At 68.0% G+C, this 20,982-nt stretch carries 17 protein-coding genes; 12 read left to right on the top strand and 5 right to left on the bottom strand.

What is annotated here, in order from left to right:
• Positions 1-37: 37 nt before the first annotated feature.
• The 8 genes from OXF11_13845 (at position 38) to rnr (ending at position 9,679) form a co-directional block, all read left to right on the top strand.
• The gene (locus OXF11_13845; GenBank protein MCY4488179.1) at positions 38-811 is read left to right on the top strand and encodes an enoyl-CoA hydratase-related protein; all 774 of its coding nucleotides are present in this window, start codon (positions 38-40) and stop codon (positions 809-811) included.
• Complete coding sequence (locus OXF11_13850; GenBank protein ID MCY4488180.1) at positions 808-1,590, top strand: enoyl-CoA hydratase-related protein; 783 nt, start codon at positions 808-810, stop codon at positions 1,588-1,590. The genes OXF11_13845 and OXF11_13850 overlap by 4 nt, the downstream gene beginning before the upstream one ends.
• A gap of 30 nt (positions 1,591-1,620) precedes the next feature.
• Positions 1,621-2,478, top strand: a complete 858-nt coding sequence (locus OXF11_13855; GenBank protein MCY4488181.1) for a 3-hydroxyacyl-CoA dehydrogenase NAD-binding domain-containing protein — start codon at positions 1,621-1,623, stop codon at positions 2,476-2,478.
• Entirely contained in the window at positions 2,471-3,205 is a 735-nt protein-coding gene (locus OXF11_13860; GenBank protein ID MCY4488182.1) for a 3-hydroxyacyl-CoA dehydrogenase family protein, read from the top strand. The genes OXF11_13855 and OXF11_13860 overlap by 8 nt, the downstream gene beginning before the upstream one ends.
• Positions 3,206-3,250: 45 nt before the next feature.
• Positions 3,251-4,456: a thiolase family protein gene (locus tag OXF11_13865; GenBank protein MCY4488183.1), complete on the top strand. Its 1,206-nt coding sequence runs from the start codon at positions 3,251-3,253 to the stop codon at positions 4,454-4,456.
• 135 nt (positions 4,457-4,591) lie between these two features.
• Positions 4,592-7,210, top strand: a complete 2,619-nt coding sequence (locus OXF11_13870; GenBank protein MCY4488184.1) for a hypothetical protein — start codon at positions 4,592-4,594, stop codon at positions 7,208-7,210.
• A gap of 56 nt (positions 7,211-7,266) precedes the next feature.
• The gene (locus OXF11_13875; protein MCY4488185.1) at positions 7,267-7,554 is read left to right on the top strand and encodes a DUF4911 domain-containing protein; all 288 of its coding nucleotides are present in this window, start codon (positions 7,267-7,269) and stop codon (positions 7,552-7,554) included.
• 4 nt (positions 7,555-7,558) lie between these two features.
• Positions 7,559-9,679: a ribonuclease R gene (rnr, locus tag OXF11_13880; GenBank protein ID MCY4488186.1), complete on the top strand. Its 2,121-nt coding sequence runs from the start codon at positions 7,559-7,561 to the stop codon at positions 9,677-9,679.
• A 170-nt stretch (positions 9,680-9,849) separates the two neighbouring features.
• Here the strand turns inward: rnr and OXF11_13885 are convergent, their stop codons facing one another.
• From OXF11_13885 to OXF11_13895, 3 genes are all read right to left on the bottom strand, one after another.
• A complete protein-coding gene (locus tag OXF11_13885; GenBank protein MCY4488187.1) occupies positions 9,850-10,719 on the bottom strand; it encodes a DMT family transporter in 870 nt (289 codons plus the stop codon).
• A gap of 24 nt (positions 10,720-10,743) precedes the next feature.
• Positions 10,744-11,634, bottom strand: coding sequence for an EamA family transporter (locus tag OXF11_13890; protein ID MCY4488188.1), 891 nt, complete (start codon positions 11,632-11,634; stop codon positions 10,744-10,746).
• 167 nt (positions 11,635-11,801) lie between these two features.
• Positions 11,802-12,719, bottom strand: coding sequence for a hypothetical protein (locus OXF11_13895; GenBank protein MCY4488189.1), 918 nt, complete (start codon positions 12,717-12,719; stop codon positions 11,802-11,804).
• 291 nt (positions 12,720-13,010) lie between these two features.
• Between OXF11_13895 and OXF11_13900 the strand changes: the two genes are divergently transcribed.
• A complete protein-coding gene (locus OXF11_13900) occupies positions 13,011-14,081 on the top strand; it encodes a glycosyl hydrolase (GenBank protein MCY4488190.1) in 1,071 nt (356 codons plus the stop codon).
• 176 nt (positions 14,082-14,257) lie between these two features.
• The gene (locus OXF11_13905) at positions 14,258-15,274 is read left to right on the top strand and encodes an LLM class flavin-dependent oxidoreductase (protein MCY4488191.1); all 1,017 of its coding nucleotides are present in this window, start codon (positions 14,258-14,260) and stop codon (positions 15,272-15,274) included.
• Positions 15,275-15,337: 63 nt separating this feature from the next.
• Here OXF11_13905 and OXF11_13910 read toward each other — a convergent pair whose 3' ends face one another.
• Positions 15,338-16,135, bottom strand: coding sequence for a hypothetical protein (locus OXF11_13910; protein MCY4488192.1), 798 nt, complete (start codon positions 16,133-16,135; stop codon positions 15,338-15,340).
• A gap of 18 nt (positions 16,136-16,153) precedes the next feature.
• On the bottom strand, positions 16,154-17,275 hold the full coding sequence (locus OXF11_13915) for an amidohydrolase family protein (protein ID MCY4488193.1): 1,122 nt from the start codon (positions 17,273-17,275) through the stop codon (positions 16,154-16,156).
• Positions 17,276-17,442: 167 nt separating this feature from the next.
• Between OXF11_13915 and OXF11_13920 the strand changes: the two genes are divergently transcribed.
• Complete coding sequence (locus OXF11_13920; GenBank protein ID MCY4488194.1) at positions 17,443-18,813, top strand: MmgE/PrpD family protein; 1,371 nt, start codon at positions 17,443-17,445, stop codon at positions 18,811-18,813.
• 285 nt (positions 18,814-19,098) lie between these two features.
• Positions 19,099-20,610, top strand: coding sequence for a GMC family oxidoreductase (locus OXF11_13925; protein ID MCY4488195.1), 1,512 nt, complete (start codon positions 19,099-19,101; stop codon positions 20,608-20,610).
• The last annotated feature ends 372 nt before the right edge of the window (positions 20,611-20,982 follow it).

The raw sequence follows: 20,982 nt of genomic DNA on the forward strand, positions 1-20,982 counted from the left end.
AAACCACCCGACCTATGGTGTATAGCTGCCCCGTAGCATGACCTTCGACAACATCATCCTGGACCGTGACGGCCCCGTGGCCGTGGCCACGCTCAACCGCCCGAAACAACTCAACGCTCTCTCCCACGGACTGTGCAAGGACCTGTGCACGGCCTTCGAGGAACTCGACCGCGACGACTCCGTTCGTGTGTTCATCATCACCGGGGGCGAACGCGTATTCGCCGCCGGCGCCGACATCAACGAGATGGTGGAAGCCACCCCGTTTGCCGGTACGGCGCACGACCGGCTGGTGCTGCGCGACCGCCTGAACCACCTCGCCAAGCCGGTCATCGCCGCGGTGAGCGGCTTCGCCCTGGGCGGCGGCTGCGAACTGGCAATGAGCTGCGACATCATCATCGCGTCCGAGTCCGCCGTCTTCGGCCAGCCCGAGGTCAACCTCGGCGTCATCCCGGGCTCCGGAGGCACTCAGCGGCTCACCCACCTGGTGGGCAAGCACAAGGCCATGGAACTGGTGCTCACGGGGCGGTTCATGAACGCGGCCGAGGCCGAGCGCTGCGGGCTGGTGAACAAGGTGGTGCCGGTGGAGGTGCTGCTGGACGAGGCCAAGGCCATGGCCCATACCATCGCGCGCAAGCCGCCCATCGCCATCCGCTTCGCCAAGGAAGCCATTCTCAAGGCCGCCAACACGCCCCTGGACGAAGGACTCGCCTTCGAACGCAAGTCCTTCTACACGCTGTTCGCATCCGAGGACCGTCGCGAAGGCATGAGTGCGTTCCTCGACAAGCGCAAACCCGAGTTCAAGGGAAAATGAGCTACGAGACGATCCTCTACGACAAGCGGGACGGGGTCGCCACCATCACGCTGAACCGCCCCCAGGCGCTCAACGCCTTCACCCCGCAGATGAACCGCGAGCTGCTGGACGCGCTCAAGGACGGCAACCGCGACAAGGCGGTGCGCTGCTTCCTCCTCACAGGCGCCGGCGAGCGCGCCTTCTGCGCCGGCCAGGACCTGAAGGAGCGTTCGCCGGACAGGAAGGGCTCCTTGGGCGAGTCGCTGAGGGAGCGCTACAATCCCATCATCCTGGCCATCCGCAGGACCGAGAAGATCGTGCTCTGCGCCGTCAACGGCGTGGCCGCGGGGGCGGGCTGCAACCTCACGCTGGCGTGCGACCTGCGCATCGCCTCGGACAACGCACGCTTCATCGAGGCGTTCGTGCGCGTGGGTCTGGGCCCCGACTGCGGCGGCAGCTACTTCATGCCGCGGCTCATCGGCCTCGGCAAGGCCACCGAGCTGTTCCTTCTGGGAGAGCCGCTGGAGGCCCAGGACGCGCTGCGCTACGGGCTCGTGGCCAAGGTGGTGCCGGTGGCGGAGCTGGCGGCGGAGGCCCGCGCCATGGCCGAGCGCCTGGCCCGCGCGCCGCGCAGCGCCGGCCTGATCAAGCGCACCCTCAACCGCTCCATGTACGCCGAGTTGGAGGCGCAGCTCGAGTACGAGGCCTGCACCCAGGAGATCGCCGGGCGTACCGCCGACTACGACGAGGGCGTACGGGCCTTCATGGAGAAACGGGCGCCGGTGTTCAAGGGCGAGTAAGGCCCAGGACGATCAGGGCGGATTTCGAACATGGCGAACGAGAACAAGATCGGGGTCATCGGCGCCGGCACCATGGGCGCGGGCATCGCCCAGGTGGCGGTCCAGGGCGGGTTCGAGTGCGTGGTGTACGACGTCGCCCAGGACTTCCTCGACCGCGGCCTCGGGCGCATCCGGGGCTTCATCGGGCGCAGCCGCGAGAAGGGCAACATCGACGCGCAGGAGGAAGCGCGCATCCTCGGACGCCTCCAGGGCTCGCTCGCGCTGGAGGATCTGTCCGACGCCGTCCTGGTCATCGAGGCCGCCACCGAGAACCTCCCGGTCAAGCGCGAGCTGTTCCAGAAGCTCGACGCCGCGTGCGCGCCCGAGACCCTGATGGCCACCAACACGTCGTCGCTGTCGGTGACCGCCATCGGCGGCGCGGTGAAGGACGCCACGCGAGTGCTGGGCATGCACTTCTTCAACCCGGCACCCCTCATGGCGCTGGTGGAAGTGGTGCAGGGGGAGCTCACCAGCGACGCCGCCGTGGCCAAGGCCATGGACATCACCCGCCGCTTCGGCAAGACCCCGGTACGCGCCCAGGACACCCCCGGGTTCATCGTGAACCGCATCGCGCGCCCCTTCTACAACGAGGCGCTGCGCATCCTGAGCGACGGCGGCACCGACGTGGCGACGGTGGACCGGATCATGCGGGAATCCGGCGGCTTCCGCATGGGACCGTTCGAGTTGCAGGACCTCATCGGCATCGACATCAACTTCACCGCCACCGAGACTCTTTACCACGCGTTTTTCGAGGACCCGCGCTTCCGCCCCAGCCCGCTGCAGCAAAAGCTGTATCTGGCGGGTCACCTGGGGCGCAAGACCGGCAAAGGCTTTTACAACTATGAGTAGCGTCGCGATCCTGGGCGGCAACCGGTTGGCGGAGGACCTGCACGGGCTCGCGCGGGACAACGGCCTGAACGCGGCGCGGTGCGCGCGCCCGGACGAGGTCGACCCGGCGACCGAGGTCGTCGTCGACACCCTCGCCCACGGGAGCGAAGAGAAGCGGCGGCTGGTGGAAGAGATCGACGCCGCCGCGCCGGGCGCCGCGCTCGTGCTCAGCTCCTGCCTCCGTTGGTCGACCACGACGCTAGCCTCCTGGAGCCGCCGGCCGGAACGGATCGTCGGATTCGCCACCTTCCACCCGCTGGCGCGCCGCAACGTCATCGAGCTGGCGCGCGGGCTCGACACCGGCGACGACGCCATGGCGGCGGCCGGCACCCTGGTGGAAGGCCTGGGCAAGGAGAGCGCCGTCGTCAAGGACGCGCCCGGCCTCGTGTTCCCGCGCATCCTGAGCCTGATCATCAACGAGGCCGCGCGCAGCCTGGACGAGGGGGTCGCCAGCGCCGAGGAGATCGACATCGCCCTCCGGCTGGGCACCAACTATCCCCAGGGGCCGCTGCGCTGGGCCGACGAGATCGGCCTCGACGAAGTGCTGGCGGTCCTCGAAGGGCTCCTGGAAGAGACCGGCGACGACCGCTACCGTCCGGCGCCGCTGTTGCGGAAGATGGTGGCGTCCGGCCGCCTCGGCGAATGCGCGGGCCGGGGGTTCTACCGCCACGGAGAGACCGGAGTTTGACATTGCAAGGCGGAGGATCCAGCCTCCGCCCCGGGAAGGGACACCATGCCAGAAGCCGTCATCATCGACGCCGCGCGCACCCCCATGGGGCGCTACGGCGGCATCCTCAAGGACGTCCGGCCGGATGATCTCGCGGCGCACGTCATCGACAAGCTCATCGCCCGCAACGGCATCGACCGGACGACCATCGAGGACGTGATCCTCGGGTGCACGAACCAGGCCGGCGAGGACTGCCGCAACGTGGCGCGCAACGCCTCGCTCCTGGCGGGCATTCCCGACTCGGTTCCCGGCGCCACCGTGAACCGCCTGTGCGGCTCGGGGCTGGAGGCGGTCAACCAGGCCGCGCGCGCGGTGGGGGCCGAGGAAGGCGACCTGTTCGTGGCCGGCGGCGTGGAGATGATGACCCGCGCGCCGCTGGTGATGCCCAAGGGCGCGGTCCCGTTCGCGCGCGGCGAGGTCACGGTCTACGACAGCGTGCTCGGATGGCGCTTTCCGAACCCGCGCATGGGGGAGATGTACCCGCTCATCAGCCTGGGCGAGACCGCCGAGAACGTGGCCGAGAAATACGCGGTGGGCCGCGAGCAGCAGGACGCGTTCGGGCTCAAGAGCCATCGCAACGCGGTAGCGGCCCAGGAGGGCGGGAGGCTCGCCGACGAGTTGATTCCGGTGCCGGTACCGCAACGGCGCGGCGACCCCGTGGTGCACGGCCGCGACGAGGGGCCGCGACCGGACACCAGCCTGGAGCAGCTCGCCGCCCTGCGCCCGGCCTTCGCCAGGAACGGCACCGTGACCGCGGGGAACTCGTCGCCGCTGTCCGACGGCGCCGCGGCGCTGCTGGTAACGTCGCGCGAGCGGGCGGAGGCGCTCAAGCTCAGGCCGGTGGTGCGCATCGTGGCGTCGGCGGTGGCGGGAGTGGACCCGGCCTTCATGGGCATCGGGCCGATTCCGGCCAGCCGCAAGGCGCTCAAGCGCGCGGGCCTGACCGCGGACCAGTTGGACCTGGTGGAGTTGAACGAGGCCTTCGCGTCGCAGTCCCTGGCGTGCATCCAGGAGCTCGGCCTCGACCCGGACAAGGTCAACGTCAACGGCGGCGCCATCGCCCTCGGCCACCCGCTGGGCTGCAGCGGCGCGCGCATCATGACCACGTTGATCCACGAGATGAAACGGCGCGGCAGCCGCTACGGCATGGCCACCATGTGCATCGGCGTGGGCCAGGGCATCGCCACCATCGTGGAGCGCGCGGACGCTTGACCGGCGGACGAAAATACCCCATAGAAATTAAGGGGAAAGCGACTCGATCGTCGTATTGGGAATAATCGATTCAAGGTCGGGCCGCCGGGACGACGGAGGGGGTCTTCCCGCGGCAAGGCCGGGATGCTGCGTCGCATGAGAAACAAGGCATCCAGACTGCTGGTCTTCCTGTCCCTCGCGGCGGTGCTGGGAGTAGCCGCGGTGGTGGGGCTGGAAGCCTTCCTGGAAAACCGCAAGGAATCCATACGCCGGGAGATCGAGACCGCCGTCGGCCGTGCCGTGGCGTTCGACTCCGTCCGGCTGAGGTTGTTCCGACGCCTGGGAAGCCTGGGCATCACGGTAACGGACCTGCGCGTGGCCGACGATCCACGATTCGCGGCGACACCGCTGATCCGCGCGCAGGAGCTCACCTTCTCCCTGGGCTGGTTTTCGCTGCTGACCGGCGCGCCGACGATTTCCGACGTCGTCCTCGAACAGCCCGAGCTCCAAGTCATCCGCAACGAGTACGGCGATATCAACATTTTCGTGCCCGCGCAGCCGCTCAAGGCCGGGTTCGAGTCGGCCCATGCGAACGGTGCGGCGGTTCATGCCCGTGGCGCCAAGCTCTACCTGGTGGACCGTTCTTCGGAAAAGCCCGAGGAACTGCGCCTGCGGGACCTGACGGCGAACCTCCAATGGCAGCGAGGACAGCGCCTCCGCGTCGAGGTATCGGGCGCGCTGTCAGAGGAAGGCGCGCGCACGTTCTCCGTGGCCGGTACCGTGGGCACGGCGGCGCCCTTGTCGGAGTGGCGCCGGAACGAGGTGGACCTGGAGATTCGCGCCGCGTCGCTGCCACAAACCCTGTTGGCGCGCGCCTGGACGTTTCTGGAGCCACACTTCCCGGCCTACCTCCGTCCTTCCGGTCCGCTGACCGTCAACGCGCGCGTGACGGGACGGATCGACCGTCCGCGCGTAACCGGCATGGAGATCACGGGAGCCTTGTTCGGAGCCCCGGCGGACAACGCCCGCCTGACCGGCGCCGTGGATTTCTCGCAAGGGCCGGCGTGGAGCCGCGCTCTGGCCAAGTGCGAGCTTCACTTGGAACCGGTCCACCTCGACCAACTCAGACAATTGCCCTGGGTGGAGCGCATCGTGCCGGCGGGGTTGCGCGTCCACGAGCCACTTCGCATCGTCAACACGCTGGAGGGGCCGCTGGACGATTTGAGGGTCCAGGCCGCTTTGATCGCCGATGACCATACCATCCAATACGGCGACTGGTTCCTCAAGGCGCCGGGGGTTGCGGCCCGCCTGGCCATGAACCTGCGGGTCCGGCCGGACCGCATCGTGATCGACGAGTCCGAGGCCCGGCTCCATAACGCCAACGTCCCGTTCTCCGGCGCCATCGTCCAACAACCGGAACACCTGGTTGAACTCCGTGTCCAGACCGAGGACGTGCCGCTGGCGGGATGGCAAGAAGTCGTCCCGGCGGCCAAGGACTACCAGCTCGACGGATCCGTAAGCGCCCGGTTGGCGCTGGCGCAGAAGTCGGGGCCGCGCACCGAGCCACCCGCTCTCCGGGGCAACCTGCGTCTGACCAACGTCCACATCATCGGTCCGCCGGGCAAGAAGAGGCCCGTACAGGGTCTCCAGGGAGAGCTTGTGTTCCGCGGCGGAGACATCGAGATACGCGACCTTCGGTTGCGCTCGGGGCTGTCGGACCTGCGGCTGCGCGGCTTGCTGGTCAACCTGAGCCGGCCCACGCTGCACTACAGTCTCCACTCCGACCTCCTGAATCTCGGCGACGTGACCGGCGACGCCGCGCATCGGGCACACTCCTTCAGCAACGTCGTTCACGAGGGCTCCGCCGAACTGCGCGAAGGCATCGCCTCCGTGCGCGGCTACCTGGCCTCCGCCAGCGGCCAGGTCGGCGGCACCGCCTATCAGAACCTGCAGAGCCTCGTGCACTGGACCCGCGGCGGCCTGACGGTGCGACGGCTTGCCATCGAGACCCTGGGAGGCGCGATCCACGGCCACGGCACCGTTACGCGCCGGAACGGCGGGGCCTTCGACATCGACCTGCACCCCTCCGCGGAGGGCCTGGACGCCAACGGACTCCTCGCGCTCTTCCCCCACTATCCCGCGGATTCGATCAACGGAAACGTGAGTCTCGAAGGCCGTTTCCAAAGCAGAGCCACGGACTGGCAGTCTTTCGTCGGGAACCTGAACGGACAGGGCCGAATGACCCTGAACAAGGGCGTGCTCGCCGACTTCAACCCGGTCCGGGGGGTTCTCGCGACGCTCGATGCCGTGGAAGGGATCGAGCGCATCGACGCGGCCGGCCCCGCGTTTCTCTCCCTGGTACGCGACGACCGGACTTCCTTCGAAAACGTCACGGGCCACTTCACCATCCGCGGGGGCAAGGCGCGCAGTGACGACGTGCGCCTGGTCTCGGACCACTACAGCATCGTGGGGCAAGGCTCGCTGGAGTCGGACGGCCAAGTGGAACTTCAAGGCGCCCTCGTGCTGTCACCAGCGTTCTCCCGCGACCTGAGCGGCCGCTACCGCAACGTGCGCTATCTCTTCGACGCCGAGGGAATCAGTCTGCCCTTCCGGCTCGCGGGCCGCATCCCCGACGTCACCATCCAGCCGGACGTGCCGCAACTCGTGCGCTACATGTTCAACAAGCTCGCGGAGGAGCGGCCGCCGCAGGCCGAAGACAACGACGGCAACCTGTGGAAGCGCCTCGGGCGGGGCTTCCTGGAACTGCTCCGTTGACGCCGGCGCGCACCCTCCGTCACGCGACGCTCACCCTTTCATCACACCCGGCAGACATGGACGTCCACGAACTCTACCTCCGGGTGCGCCGGCAAGACATCGCCTACATCAAGTTCATCGTGGAGTCCTACGAACTGCTCGGCATCATCCGTACGGTGGATCCGCGTGAGGCAGTCATCGTGCTGCTGGTGCTGGAGGACTCGCTCGCGCTGGCACGCGACGTGATCGAGGCCCTGTCCGGAGAAGTCCCGCTGGAGGAGATTCCCCGACCCGCCGGCTTGGGGGACGACTGGCTCCTGGGTGCGGTTACAACGGCCGAACCGGACGGCGGCGAAGGATCCTGAGGGCATGAGCGGCTCCACCGACCTCAAACCCCGCGTGCTCTCGCTGATGCGGACCAAGCCGGGCCATCGCTTCAGCCTGCGGGAGATCCGCAAGGGCTTCGGCAAGGCGTCACGGGACGCGGTGGAGGACGCCCTCAAGGAACTGATCCACGAACGCACGGTCATCCGTCTCCACAAGAACCACTACACCCTGGCCAAGGCCGCGAGCCTCGTCTCCGGCGTGGTGCAGGGCCATCCCGACGGCTTCGGCTTCGTCGTGCCCGAGCAGAAGGGCATGGAGGACATCTATCTCAGCCGCAGGGAGATGCGCCGGGTGATGCACGGCGACCGGGTACTGGTGCGCCCGGAGAAGAAGCGCCACGGCGACAGCCAGGGACACGTCGTCGAGGTCCTGGAGCGGGGCCAGCGGCGCCTCGTAGGCGTGGTGCAGACCGACGGCGACCGCACCCTGGTGGTGCCCATGGACCCGCGCGTGGCCCCCGCCATCCCGCTGAAAGCGCCCGGACCGCTTCAGCCCGGCCAGGTGGCGGCGGTGGAGATGACCCGCTACGGCAGCGGCTACACGCCCGCCGAAGCGCGCCTGGAACGGGTGCTGGGCGCACCGGACGACCCCGAGGTCCAGGCCCAGGCGTTGATCTTCCGCTACGGCTGGCCCGAGGAATTCTCGGACACGGCCCTCCAGGAGGCCGAGCGCCACGCCGCCGCCGGGGTGCCGGCGAGCCTCGACGGACGCCGCGACCTGCGCGGGCTGACCACCTTCACCGTGGACGGCGAGACGGCGCGCGACTTCGACGACGCCGTCGGGCTGGAGCGAAGGGCCGCCGGCGGCTACGCGCTCTACGTCTCCATCGCCGACGTCGCCCATTGCGTGGCGCACGACTCCGCCCTGGATGTCGACGCCTACGAACGCGGCACCAGCGTGTACTTCCCGGACCGGGCCCTGCCCATGCTGCCGCCGGCGTTGTCCACCGGCATCTGCAGCCTCAAGCCGGGCGTGGACCGGCTCACGCGCACGGCGCTCCTGGAGATCGACCGGAGGGGCGAGGTCGAACGGGTGGAGATCTTCCGTTCGGTGATCCGCAGCACGGCCCGGCTCACCTACACCGAGGTGGGGCGCATGCTCGTGGACCGGGACGCCACGGTCATCGCGAAGTACCCGGAGCTGATCGACGCCCTCCGCGCCATGGAAGAACTGACGCACCTCCTCATGGACCGCCGGCGCGCCCGCGGCAGCCTCGACTTCGAGTTGCCGGACACGGAGATCGTGCTGGGCGACGACAACGTGCCCGTCGACATCCGGCGCGCCCGACGCACCATCGCCCACCGCATGATCGAGGAGTTCATGATCGCGGCCAACGAAGCGGTGGCCGGCTACCTGCGGAAACGGAAGTTCCCGTGCGTGTACCGGGTGCACGAAGGACCCGACGAGGACACCCTGGACGCCATCGGCCCGTTCCTTTCCACCCTCGGATACCGGCTCCACCGGAAGGAAGAGAGAGTCTCGTCCAGTGAGCTCCAACGGGTCCTGGAAGCGTGCCGCGGCAAGCCCGAGGAACGGGTGCTGAACCGCATGCTGCTGCGCTCCATGAAGCAGGCCTGTTACGACCGGGAGAACGTCGGCCACTTCGGGCTGGCGTCCGACGCCTACCTGCATTTCACCTCCCCCATCCGCCGCTACCCCGATCTCATGGTCCACCGGCTCCTGGACCGCGCCACCGCCGGCCCGAAGCTCGATGCCGGTGCGCGGGAAGACCTCGACGCCTACCTGCGCGAGGCCGCCGACCACGCCTCCCGGCGTGAGCGCCTGGCCGTGGACGCCGAGCGCGACATGGTGGACCTCAAGAAGGCGCAGTTCATGACCGACAAGATCGGCCAGGAACACACCGGCGTCATCACCGACCTGACCAACTTCGGCTTCTTCGTGGAACTCGACCGCTGGTTCGTGGAAGGACTGGTGAGCCTCAAGACCCTGGAGGACGACTTCTACCGCTATTACGACACCGCCCACCTCATCAAGGGCCAGAACCACGGCCAGAGCTTCCGCATGGGCGACCCGGTCACCGTGAAGGTGGTGCGGGTGAAGCTCTTCCAGGGGGAGATCGACTTCGAGCTGGCGCGGCCGTGACTTCTAGTGTGGTGTCTGGTTAATTCGCATAATAATCTGCGGAGGATTTTTCGTTGTCGGCAAGGCGCGATGACGAGCAGTGGCGGGCACCACGCGAGGAAGAGCAACGCAGCCGACGGCGAAAAAGACCCGCAGATTATTATGCGAATTAACCAGACACCACACTAGTCTCAACGCACCACGGACACCAGGATGATCCCCGTTACCACCAGCACCGTCCCGAGCACGGTGCGGCGGGTTACCCGTTCCATGTCCCGGAGGAAGATGACGGTGCCCAGGACGATCCACATGGGCAGTGTGGCGGTGATGGGCGCGATGACGACGACCTCGCCGGCGCTGAGGGCGTAGAGGATGCCGCCGGCGGAGACGCCTTCGAAGAGGCCCGCCGCGACGAAGGGCCAGAACGCCCGCCGGTCCCATACGTAGCGTTGCGCGAGGCCCGGTACGACCTGGGTGATTCCCAGCAAGGCCAGGCCCACCGTGCCGGTGACGGCGGTGAAGAAGACCGGCTCCGGGGTCAGGATCAGCGCGGCCCGCCGCAGGGGGAAGGCGATGCCCGCCATGACCGCGGCGGCCAGCGGCACAAGGACATACCAGCCCGGGTTATCCGCCTTGTCTTCGGTCGCCCTGGCGCTCTCCCGGGAAATGGCCGCGATGCCGGCGACTACGGTCACGTTGCCGAGGAACACGGGCAGCGTCAGTTCTTCCCCCAATAGTGAAATCGCGATAATGCCGGCCCAGAAAGGGTGGGTGGCCCGAAGCGAGCCGCTCCGGGCGGCGCCGATGGTCTGCATGCCTCGATAGGTCAACTGGCGCACGAAGGGTTGCAGGCTGCCGGCCGCGACCATCAACGCCACGGCGTTCCAGCCGAAGTCCGGTATCCCTCGAATCGCCACCGCCACGCTGAAGATGCCGGCCTGGAACACCATGGAGAAGGTCGTCACGGTGGCCGGGGTGGAGTAGCGCAGGCCCCGGCGCGCGACGATGAAGCTCACGGCATACATGGCGGCGGAAACGACGGCGACAATCTCGGGTACCATGGCGAGGTGTTTCCCGCGGCGGAATCAGCGGGCCGCGATGATCGTGACGGTGCCGGCGACCACGGCGACGGTGCCGGTGACCGACCTGACGTTGAGCCGTTCCACGCCGCGCAGGAACAGCAGGGCCAACACCTGGGTCCACAACGGCGAGGTGGCCACCAGCGGGGCCACCGCCACCACCTGGCCCATGCTGACGGCGATGAGCGAAAACAGCGAGGCCACCGTCTCGAACGTGCCGGCGACGACGAAGGGCCACAGCGCGCGCCGGTTCCACAGGAAGCGCCCGTGAATGCCGCCGGCGCACAGGGATATGGCCAGGCAAACCGCCGCCACGGTGGCAAGCACCGCGGCGAAGAACAGCGGCTGGTTCGAGATGTCGAGGGCATAGCGGCGCACGGGGAAAGCGATGCCGGCCAGGAACGCCGCGCTCAAGGGAAAGACGATGTACCACCAGTGTTGGCGCGGAACCGCGGTTCCGGCCGCCGGCCGCGGGCCTTCCGTGCCCTGCCCCTGATCCGCGGCGCGGTCGGGACTCCAGGAGATCAGCACGGTGCCCGCCACCACCAGCACGGTCCCGCTCATGAGACCCGGCGTCAGGCTTTCGCCCAGGAGCGCCACGGACCAGCCCGCGCTCCAGAGCGGATAGGTGGTGCGCAACGGTTGGCTGCGCGACGCGCCGATGCGGGCGACGCCGGTGAAGCTCAGATAGCTCGTCAGCGCCTGCATCACGCCCAGCAACACGAACAACAGGAAGGCGAGGCCGGCCACCGCGGGCACGCCACCGGTGACGGCGACCGCGCACCACAACAGCGTCATGCGCACGACCATGGCAACGCAGGTGGCGGTGAGCGGCGTGGAGTATTGCAGCCCCAACCGCGAGGAGACCGAGACCGACGCGTACGCGAAGGCTGCCATCAGGGCTATGGCTTCGGCGGGAACCGGCATGACAAGCTAGTGTCGTGTCCTGCGTCAGCACCCGCGGCGGTCGCCGGGACAGTCTCCGGCAGGGGCGACCGGCAGGCAGGCCCGGCAGGTTCCGGCCAGTGCGGCGTGTCCACGGATCTTCATGCCGTGCAGGGGGCTCAGGAGCCGGCGGCCGCCGCCTCGGAGCTTGCCGCGCCCGGTGCGAGCCAGCGCGACGCCAGCTCGGAGGCGCCGCCCGCTTCGGGCGCGGTCAGGCGCACGAGTCTCTCCACCTGCGGCAGGTCGACGGTCAGACGCGAGTCGAGCGACACGAGGTACTCGTCGTAGACCACGGCCGCGAGAACCGGCGCATAGCCGAACACCCGGCTGAGCATGGTCAGGGTCTCGCTGCGATGCTCCTGGAGGTAGCCGATCGCCTCCCGGTGCGCGGCCAGGAACGCCGCCATGATGCCGCCCTTCTCGCTCAGCCGCGCCGCCATCGTTTCGACGGTGATGGGCATGGGATCGTCCGCCACCACCGGCCAGCCGGCGAGCGGCAGGAAGCCCCGTTCCCGGGCGACGAAGTCGAAAGGCCGCGGCAACAGCGCCGCGCCCGCGGACCCCTCGGTGAGCCGGTCCAGCGCGTGCTGATCGGTATCCACCGTGTCCAGACCGAGGTCGGCCCCCAGTTCCAGCCCGCCGAGGCTTCGAAACGTCTCCGCCAGCGGCGCCGTCTCGGCGATGACGCGGCGGCATGCCAGCGCCTTGCCCCCGAGGTGCGCGAGCTCGCGTGTCCCGGCCGGGACCATCAGCACGTAGGGGCTGCTGTTCATGCACGACCCCACGAGCCGCGTGGCGCCGGTGCGCAGGAAGTGCTGGAGCGACGCCCGGCCGATGACGAGGGACAGGTCGGCGTCGCCGTCCGCCAGCGCCTGATTGCGCTCGTCCGTACCCTGCACGTGGTCCCAGGACAGCTCCAGCCCGTGGCGCCGGTAGATGCCCTGCTCGATCCCCAGATACCCGGTGGGATCGCGCGCCACACTCTCGCTCCCCTCGCCGAGAACCCCGTAAAGCACCCTTAGCCGTGTCACTTGCATTCCGTCTCCCCGCCCCTCGCCCGGACAACCGCTTTCCAGGCTGTTTCAAGACACCCCCCGAACCGTCATTCTCGCGGAAGCGGGAATGACGGTTCGGGGTGGCCGTGCCCCTTCCTGCCCCCGCATGCCGGCCCCGCCCGGCAAAGCTTGACACCACCATAGCGAAGGTGTACCGCCTTGCATAGACGGACGTTTCACGCCGTCCTCGTCGCTTTCACACACGGGTGCCGCGCCCGGCAACGACCGTCCGCCCGGCGCGCGAACGGACCCATTTCCGAAGGAGGCACAGCCATGAGCATCGCACTGTCCCACGGCGGAACGACGATGTATGCGTCCCCCTCCCGCTCCGACGAACTGTGGGTGGGGACGCGCAAGGGCATCGCGGTCCTGGAACGCGACTCCGGCGGCTGGCGTGTCGCCCGCCACATGCTGGAGGACAAGCACATCAGCGCCATCCACCAGGAGCCGGAGAGCGGCATGTTCTTCGTCGGGGCGTTTCACGCCGGGTTGCACGTGAGCGGCGACCACGGCGCCACTTGGGAGGCGCGCGAGAACGGGTTGAGCGAGCTGGACGTGTACAGCATCAATTCCTCCCGCAGCAACGGCCGCACGCGGCTCTATGCCGGCACCGAGCCCGCGCACCTGTTCTGCAGCGACGACTTGGGCGAGCACTGGAACGAGTTGCCCGCGCTGCGGTCGGTGCCCAGCGTGCCCAACTGGAAGTTCTCGGTGCCGCCGCACATCGCCCACGCCAAGCACATCAACTTCGATCCGCACGACCCCGACACCGTGTACGTCAGCGTGGAGGTGGGAGGCCTCCTCAGGAGCCGGGACCGTGGCGAGACCTTCGAGGAGCTTCTCGGGATCTACGAAGACGCCCACAGGCTGGTGATCCACCCGCAGGACTCCGATCATTTGTACGAGGTGACCGGACGCGGTTTGTACGTCTCGGCGGACGGTGGGAAGAACTTCGAGGAGCGGCTCGTGCGGCCGTGTGAGAACGGTGATTATCCGGACGGATGCGTGCTCAATCCGCTGAATCCCGACATGATGTTCCTGAGCGCGGCGCAGTACAATCCAGGCCAGTGGCAACGGACCCGCTCCGCCGGCGCGCGCATTTCGCGCAGCATGGACGGCGGGCGCACCTGGGAGATCCTGCGCAACGGGCTCCCGGACCGCCTGCAGGCGAGCATCGAGGCGCTGTGCCTCGAAGCGGCGGGCGATTCGGTTTCGGTCTTCGCGGCCACCACGAGCGGCGAGATCTATTGCAGCGACGACGCCGGGGAAAGCTGGTCCGTCATCGCCAGCGGACTGGCGCCCATCTCCAAGGACTTCCACTACAAGGACCTGCAGGCAGCATAGATCCTGGTGCAGGGCCTGTCCCGGCGCCGCCGGGCACACACAACGCGAGAAGAGCCTCCGCGGCCAACGCACGGGGGCGGGTTTCAGACCCGCCTCCGTGTCGGTACGCGCGGCAACAACGGACAACGGCGCGAACGTGCAATGGGTACGTCGCGCCGCGCAACGGGGATGACTTGATGAAGTTCGGCTTGTTGGTTGACTGTCACGTGCGCGAGGGCGAAACCCAGACCCTCGCTTTCGACGAATTGTTCGATCAGGTGGATGCCGCCGAAAGCATGGGGTTGGATTCCATCTGGATCGTCGAGCACCATTTCCGGCCCAAGGCTTCGGTGCTCTCCGCCTCCATGATGATGGCCGGGGCCATCGCCGCGCGCACCCAGCGCGTGCGCATCGGCACCGCGGTGCAGGTGTTGCCGCTGGGCAACCCGCTGCGCATCGCCGAAGAGGTGGCGTCCATCGACCACATCAGCCACGGAAGGTTCGACTTCGGCGTCGGCCGCAGCAGCATCCCCAAGTTCTACGACGGCTTCAACATCCCGTATTCGGAAAGCACGGCGCGTTTCACCGAGTCGTTCGAGATCGTCATGCGCGCCTTCACCCAGGAGACCTTCTCCTTCGAAGGCGACTACTACTCCTACCACGACGTCAGCATCTCGCCGCGGCCGCTCCAGCAACCCTATCCCCCCATCTACATGGCCGTGCGCACGCCCGAGGGTTTCGCGCACACCGCCCGCAGCGGATTCAACGTGGTGTTGTGGTTCATGGGCGACTACTACGAGGACCGCCTGCAGATCTATCGCGAGGAATGGCAGGCCGCGGGCCATCCCGAGCCGCCCGAGATCCACGTGCGCGTGCCCATCTTCATCGCCGAGTCGGAAGCGGCGGCGCGGGAGATACCCCGGGCCAGCGTGGAGCACGACCTTCACCGCGTCATCGGCGAGGCCACGGCCATGAACGCCGCCGACCGCGTGGCCCAGGCCCAGGCCTTCCTGGCGGACTACGACTCGTTCCTGCGCACCCGCGTCATCTACGGCTCGCCCGAGTCCGCCCTCGACCGCATCGAGGAGTTCCGCGAGCGCACGGGCTTGACCGGCATGATCCTCGACGTGAACCACGGCGGCCAGATCCCCCACGAGCAGGTCATCAACTCCATCCGGCTGCTCACGGAGAAGGTGGCGCCAAGATTGGCGTAGCGCCTACCCCGGGCGAACCGAGCCTCCTGCATCTCCGGCAACGCCCTCGGCACGGAGCGACCTCTACACTTCATCCTCATCGGATTCCGCGTCGTACGCGAAGTCGAACAACTGGCCGAATCCTTCCACCTCCGAGTACACGTGCGCCATCCCCAGGCCGGCCCACATCATGGCCTGCATGCTGCTGACCACGGGGGCACCGAGGTCCTGCTCAAGGGTGTCGATGATGGCCACACTGGGCATGAGCGCGCCCGTGATCCAGATGCCGTCGGCGGAGGGGGTGGAGAGATAGAGCTCCTTGGCGGCGTGGTAGGGTTCGGCGAGCGGCAGGGTGGAGACGCCGTAGCGGCGTGACATGCCGGCCTCGTCGGAGGGCCACAGGGAGCGGGTGGCGACCACTTCGATGCCGGCGTTTGCGACGTACTCGGTGAGCTGGCGGTGCATGGACTCGTCGAAAGGCGTGAGCATGACCACGCGCTTCATGCCCAGGGTGTGCATCCCGCGGATGCACGCGCCGATGTCGGTGGCCATGGGGATGTCGGTCTGGCGCGCCACCTCGGCCAGGAGCTCCTCCTCGAAACCCCATCCGCGCGTGACGATCAGCGGCACTCCGGCCTGGATGATGGAGTCCACCCGGCGGTCCTCCAGCTCCGCCACGGCCACGCCCATGCGGCTCACCGCGTCGTTGTACTGCTGCTGGGTCAGCTCGGTGACATGCAGCGACGTCATGACGATGGTGACGCCGTCCGGCGCCATCAGATAGAACTCGTAGCCGTTGTTCTCATGCCCCGGGCTCGGGGTGACGAACCCGATGCGCGCGCGCCAACCGTAGGTGGCGCCCATGGAAGCCTTCAGTGCCATGGCGATCTCCCGCCCAGCCTACAACGCGTAGAGCCGCCTGGGGTTGCCGTCCAGGATCGCGTCCTTGGCGGCATCGGAAATGTCGGTGCGCTCGCGCAGCATGCGCGCGGCGAAGCGCTCCCGGTCGCCGTGGGGCATGTCCGTCCCCATGACGATCTGACCCTGCCCCACCTCCTGCATCACGTGCGGCAACAGCGAGTCCTCGATCTCCGCGCTGAAGAAAAGGTTGCCCTTCTCGACGTAGTCCATGGCCGGCAGCGCCTGCTTGGGCACGCACTCGGGGATGAACTTGAGCAGCAGCTCGCCTTGGTTCTCGTAGCGGTGCTTCAGTCGGTCGAGCATGAACGGCACCCACATGCAGCCGGCTTCCAGGAACACCACGCGCATGTCCGGGTGCCGGTCGAGGACGCCGCCGGCGATGAGCGAGGTGCACGCCATCAGCACCGGCATGTGGAACGCGATGACGCCGGAGGGGTAGATGTGCGAGTAGAGGTTGTTCACCGACGGGCACGACCAGCCCACGTGGACGCCCAGCGCGAGGTTGTTCCCTTCCACCGCCTCGTAGAACGGCAGCAGCTCGTCGTCGTCCAGCAGGCGGTCGCCGGCGGTGCCCAGCACCATCACCGACACGGCGCCCAGCTCCGCGGCCTCGTTCACCGAGCGCACGGCGCCGTTCACGTCGTCCAGGTTCACCACCGCCGCCCACTTGATGCGGTCGCTGCCGCCCAGCCGGTCTCCCAGCCAGCGGTTGTACGAGTCGCACAGCGCGGTAGCCAAGGGGACGTTGCTGGTCAGCGGATAGGCGAGAAAGAGCGTCGTGTAAACCACCTGCACGGCGATCTCCTCCTCGTCCATGATCGCCAGCCGCTCGCCGACGTTGGTCAGCTCCTGGCTGCCGACGCTGTCCACCTTGCCCACCGAGTGTTTCGCCAGCTTGCCGTCGATGGTCAGGGGCGTTCCGAGGTTGTTGCAGCCGCGGCCCACCCGGCGCGGGAAGAGCTGCTCGTCGATCATCCAGTAGGCCATGCCGTCCACGCCCACCACCCGCGGCCGCTGGCCGCGGAACTTGGGGTCCAGGTACTTGTCGTCGAAAGTCTCCAAGCACTCTTCCACGTGGCCGTCAGCGTCTACGCAGTGCATTTCTCACCTCCATCGATTCACGGTACATATGTGCACTCAACATTGATGACCTTGATGCACCTTGTCAAGGACGGTGCGGCGCGGCGCCGGGCCGCGAGCCGCGAACATCGAGAGTACATCCACCGGCGGCTCGCGACGCCGGCAAGCCCCATGAGGAAGCCATTCCAATGAGCACACCGGATATCGAAGTGACCAAACCCCTGGCGGAATGGGTCTGCCGGTCGGATTTCGCGACCGTCCCCGACGCCGTGCGCGACGAAGCCGCGCGCACGCTGCTCAACTGGATGGGCTGCGCCGTGGGGGGATCGGCTCACGAATCCGTGGACATCACGCTGCGGGCGCTGGGACCCTTCATGGGACAGCCGCAGGCGTCGGTGCTGGGGCGCACGGAGCGCGTGGACGTGCTGCACGCGGCGCTGCTCAACGGCATCGGCTCCCACGTGTTCGACTTCGACGACACCCACCTGCGGACCATCATTCATCCCGCGGGGCCGGTGGCCTCCGCGCTTGTGCCGCTGGCCGAGCACCGGCGCGTGTCCGGGCGCGACTTCCTGCACGCGCTCATCCTCGGCGTCGAGGTGGAGTGCCGCATCGGCAACGCCGTCTACCCAAACCACTACGACGTGGGCTGGCACATCACCGGCACCGCCGGCGTGTTCGGCGCCGCGGCCGCGGCCGGACGCCTGCTGGGGCTCGACGTGCAGGGCATGTGCTGGGCGCTGGCCGGTGCCGCCACCCAGGCCGCCGGGCTGCGGGAGATGTTCGGCACCATGCTGAAGCCGTTCCACATCGGACGCGCGGCGCAGAACGGCCTCGCCGCGGCGTTTCTGGCCGCCGAGGGGCTGACCGGCTCGGAGCGCGCCCTCGAGGCGCCGCGCGGCTTCGCCCGGGTGCTGTCCACGAAACAGGACTACGCCGCCATTTGCGACGGCTTGGGCGACAGCTACGAGACCCTGCTCAACACCTACAAGCCCTACCCTTGCGGCGTCGTGATCCACCCGAGCCTCGACGGCTGCATCAGCCTGAAACGCCGCCACGGGCTAACGGGCGACGACATCGAATCGGTGCAACTGCGGGTGCATCCGCTGGTGCTGGAACTCACCGGGAACAAGACCCCGAAGACCGGACTGCAAGGCAAGTTCAGCGTGTACCACGCCGCGGGCGCCGCCCTCGTGCTCGGGCGCGTGAACGTCGCCGAGTTCGCCGACGAAGTCGTGCAGGACCCTCGCGTCATGGCCGTGCGCGACCGGGTCTCCGCGGTGGTGGACGGCAACATCCGGGAAGCCGGCGCCGTGGTCACCATCCGGCTGAAGGACGGCCGCACCGTCGAGGAGGTCGTCGAGCAGTGCTCGGGCAGCCTGGAATGTCCGCTGTCCGATGAAGACATGGACGCGAAGGTCCACGCCCTCGCCGACCCGCTGCTGGGGACGGCGGCGACCGGGGAAATGATTCGCGCCTGCCGAACAATGGTTGAATTGGAGGATGCAAGCGCCCTCGCCCGCAGCGCCACACCGAAGGAGAAACACGAGCGGAGTTAGCGGCCGCCTCCGCGTCCCGGTTGCGAGACGCGCCGCTATAGCCCGAATCCGTCATTCCCGCGAGACAGGCGTGTTCATACTCCACACGGATGAGAATGAGTACCAACCCCCCGATTCGTCATTGCCGCGGAAGCGGGAATCCAGGGGTGGTGGTGCGGCACTACAGCGGCGTTTCCCGGCCTCGCCACCCCTGGATTCCCGCCCCCGATCGGGGTCGAGGGCAAGCTTTCGCGGCAATGACGGATCAGGCCCGATGGCCACTTCCGCCAGCTTGGGGAGAATTCCATGTCCGACCACTACGACGTCATCATCATCGGCGGCGGCTCCGGGGGCTGCGTCGCCGCCGCGCGGCTCAGCGAGGACCGGCGCCGCAAGGTGCTGCTGCTGGAGGCCGCGCCGGACCCGCAACCGATACCGGAAACCATCCGGTTGGCCAGCGCCCGGGACCGGGTCTGGCTCGAGACCCCCTACGTCGACATGGTCCCCGTGGTGCGGCCCGTCGACGGCAGCCCGTTCCGCTCCCTGGCGGGGAAGATCATGGGCGGGGGCTCGTCGGTCAACGCCATGGCTTGGGTGTGGCCGACCCGGCACGACATGGACCGGTGGGTGGCGGCGGGGAACCCCGACTGGTCCTGGGAAGCGGTCCACGGGGTCCTGAAGCGCATCGAGGCGGACCAGGACTTCCCGGACGACCCAAACCACGGCCACGCCGGACCGGTCTACGTCAAGCGTCCCTTCAGCCTGGAGTCGGACCTGTCCCCGGTGGTCCGGGCCTGCATCGACGGCGCCGCCGAAATGGGCCTGCCGCGCCTCCCCGACACCAACATCCCCGACCCCGTGGGCGTGGGACCGGGGGTCTCCAACATCAAGGACGGTGTGCGCCAGTCCGCGGTGGTGAGCCATCTCGAACCGGCACGGGGGCGTCCGAACCTCACCGTCAAGGCCGAGGCGCCGGTGCTGGGGCTGACCCTGTCGGGCAGCCGCGTGGACGGCGTGCGTTACGAGAAGGACGGCCAGATCCACACGGACAGCGCGGGCCAGGTGGTTCTGGCCGCGGGCGCGTACCGCACGCCCCAGCTCCTCATGCTGTCGGGTATCGGCCCGGCCGCCGAGCTGGAACGGATGGGCATCGAGGTGACGCACGGGCTGGAGGGCGTCGGAGGGAACTTCCAGGACCACGCCGTCGTCCACGTGACCTTCGCCGCCGCCAGGGACTTCGAGGTGGCGTGGACCCTGTCGCGGCTTCGTCTCCTGGCACGGACCTCCCCGAGCGTGGATCACGGGGACTTCAGCGCTTCGCTGCGGCCGCCCACCAGGATCGAGGGCGTAGGCACCCTGCTGCCCTTGTCGGTTCAACTGCTGGAGCAAGGGGCGTCGGGACGGATCCGCCTCCCCAGCCTGGATGCCCGGGATTTCCCCGTCGTGGAGACGGGACTGCTGGCGGACCCGAAGGACGTGGAGAAGATGGTGGCGGCCATGGAATTCCTCCGGGACCTCGCGCGCACATCGCCCATGCGCGAGTTCTGCGGCGCGTTACGCAACCCGGCTCCCGAGGAGGACTGGGCGACCTTCGCCCGTTCCACCTACGACAGCTACCACCACGCCTCCGGCACCTGCAAAATGGGGCCGGCGGACGATCCCGCCTCGGTGGTGGACCAGCGCCTGCGCGTCCACGGGCTGGACAACCTGTGGGTGGCCGACGCCTCGATCATGCCCGAGGTAACCCATGCCAACACCAACGCCACGGTCTACGTCATCGCCGAACGGCTGGCGGAGTTCCTGAACAGCGCCGCGTAGGAAACGGTAACGTCGGGTACCGCAAGAGCGCAAGCCTCCACCCGAGGTTGCTAACTCGGGCGGAGAGCCAAGCGAAGCCAGACCGGCCGCAAGTGGTAGGATTTCGGACGCGAATGCGGAATCCGACACAGAATGGCAGAGTAAACCGGAAAAAGTTGGCCACCCTTTGAGGGAAACTAGCGCCTGAAACGTTGTGGTGAGGCAATATTGGACCACTGGTCGGAGTAGGACCTAGTGTACCGTCTCATAAATAGCTTTACAACGATTGATTTTCTCCATAATGGCTTCGACCGAAGCGGTCCAGATGAAAGGAGTGGGCTGTTGGTTATTGATGCGGACGTAGTCATGGATGGCCTGGATGAGTTCCGGGAC

Source organism: Deltaproteobacteria bacterium (genome assembly GCA_026712905.1).
Lineage (GTDB): Bacteria > Desulfobacterota > Binatia > UBA9968 > JAJDTQ01 > JAJDTQ01.

What these genes read in the sequence shown, in the direction of transcription:
- OXF11_13845 (MCY4488179.1), top strand. Translation starts at nt 38, where the DNA reads ATGACCTTCGACAACATCATCCTGGACCGTGACGGCCCCGTGGCCGTG.
- OXF11_13850 (MCY4488180.1), top strand. Translation starts at nt 808, where the DNA reads ATGAGCTACGAGACGATCCTCTACGACAAGCGGGACGGGGTCGCCACC.
- OXF11_13855 (MCY4488181.1), top strand. Translation starts at nt 1,621, where the DNA reads ATGGCGAACGAGAACAAGATCGGGGTCATCGGCGCCGGCACCATGGGC.
- OXF11_13860 (MCY4488182.1), top strand. Translation starts at nt 2,471, where the DNA reads ATGAGTAGCGTCGCGATCCTGGGCGGCAACCGGTTGGCGGAGGACCTG.
- OXF11_13865 (MCY4488183.1), top strand. Translation starts at nt 3,251, where the DNA reads ATGCCAGAAGCCGTCATCATCGACGCCGCGCGCACCCCCATGGGGCGC.
- OXF11_13870 (MCY4488184.1), top strand. Translation starts at nt 4,592, where the DNA reads ATGAGAAACAAGGCATCCAGACTGCTGGTCTTCCTGTCCCTCGCGGCG.
- OXF11_13875 (MCY4488185.1), top strand. Translation starts at nt 7,267, where the DNA reads ATGGACGTCCACGAACTCTACCTCCGGGTGCGCCGGCAAGACATCGCC.
- rnr (MCY4488186.1), top strand. Translation starts at nt 7,559, where the DNA reads ATGAGCGGCTCCACCGACCTCAAACCCCGCGTGCTCTCGCTGATGCGG.
- OXF11_13885 (MCY4488187.1), bottom strand. Translation starts at nt 10,719, where the DNA reads ATGGTACCCGAGATTGTCGCCGTCGTTTCCGCCGCCATGTATGCCGTG.
- OXF11_13890 (MCY4488188.1), bottom strand. Translation starts at nt 11,634, where the DNA reads ATGGCAGCCTTCGCGTACGCGTCGGTCTCGGTCTCCTCGCGGTTGGGG.
- OXF11_13895 (MCY4488189.1), bottom strand. Translation starts at nt 12,719, where the DNA reads ATGCAAGTGACACGGCTAAGGGTGCTTTACGGGGTTCTCGGCGAGGGG.
- OXF11_13900 (MCY4488190.1), top strand. Translation starts at nt 13,011, where the DNA reads ATGAGCATCGCACTGTCCCACGGCGGAACGACGATGTATGCGTCCCCC.
- OXF11_13905 (MCY4488191.1), top strand. Translation starts at nt 14,258, where the DNA reads ATGAAGTTCGGCTTGTTGGTTGACTGTCACGTGCGCGAGGGCGAAACC.
- OXF11_13910 (MCY4488192.1), bottom strand. Translation starts at nt 16,135, where the DNA reads ATGGCACTGAAGGCTTCCATGGGCGCCACCTACGGTTGGCGCGCGCGC.
- OXF11_13915 (MCY4488193.1), bottom strand. Translation starts at nt 17,275, where the DNA reads ATGCACTGCGTAGACGCTGACGGCCACGTGGAAGAGTGCTTGGAGACT.
- OXF11_13920 (MCY4488194.1), top strand. Translation starts at nt 17,443, where the DNA reads ATGAGCACACCGGATATCGAAGTGACCAAACCCCTGGCGGAATGGGTC.
- OXF11_13925 (MCY4488195.1), top strand. Translation starts at nt 19,099, where the DNA reads ATGTCCGACCACTACGACGTCATCATCATCGGCGGCGGCTCCGGGGGC.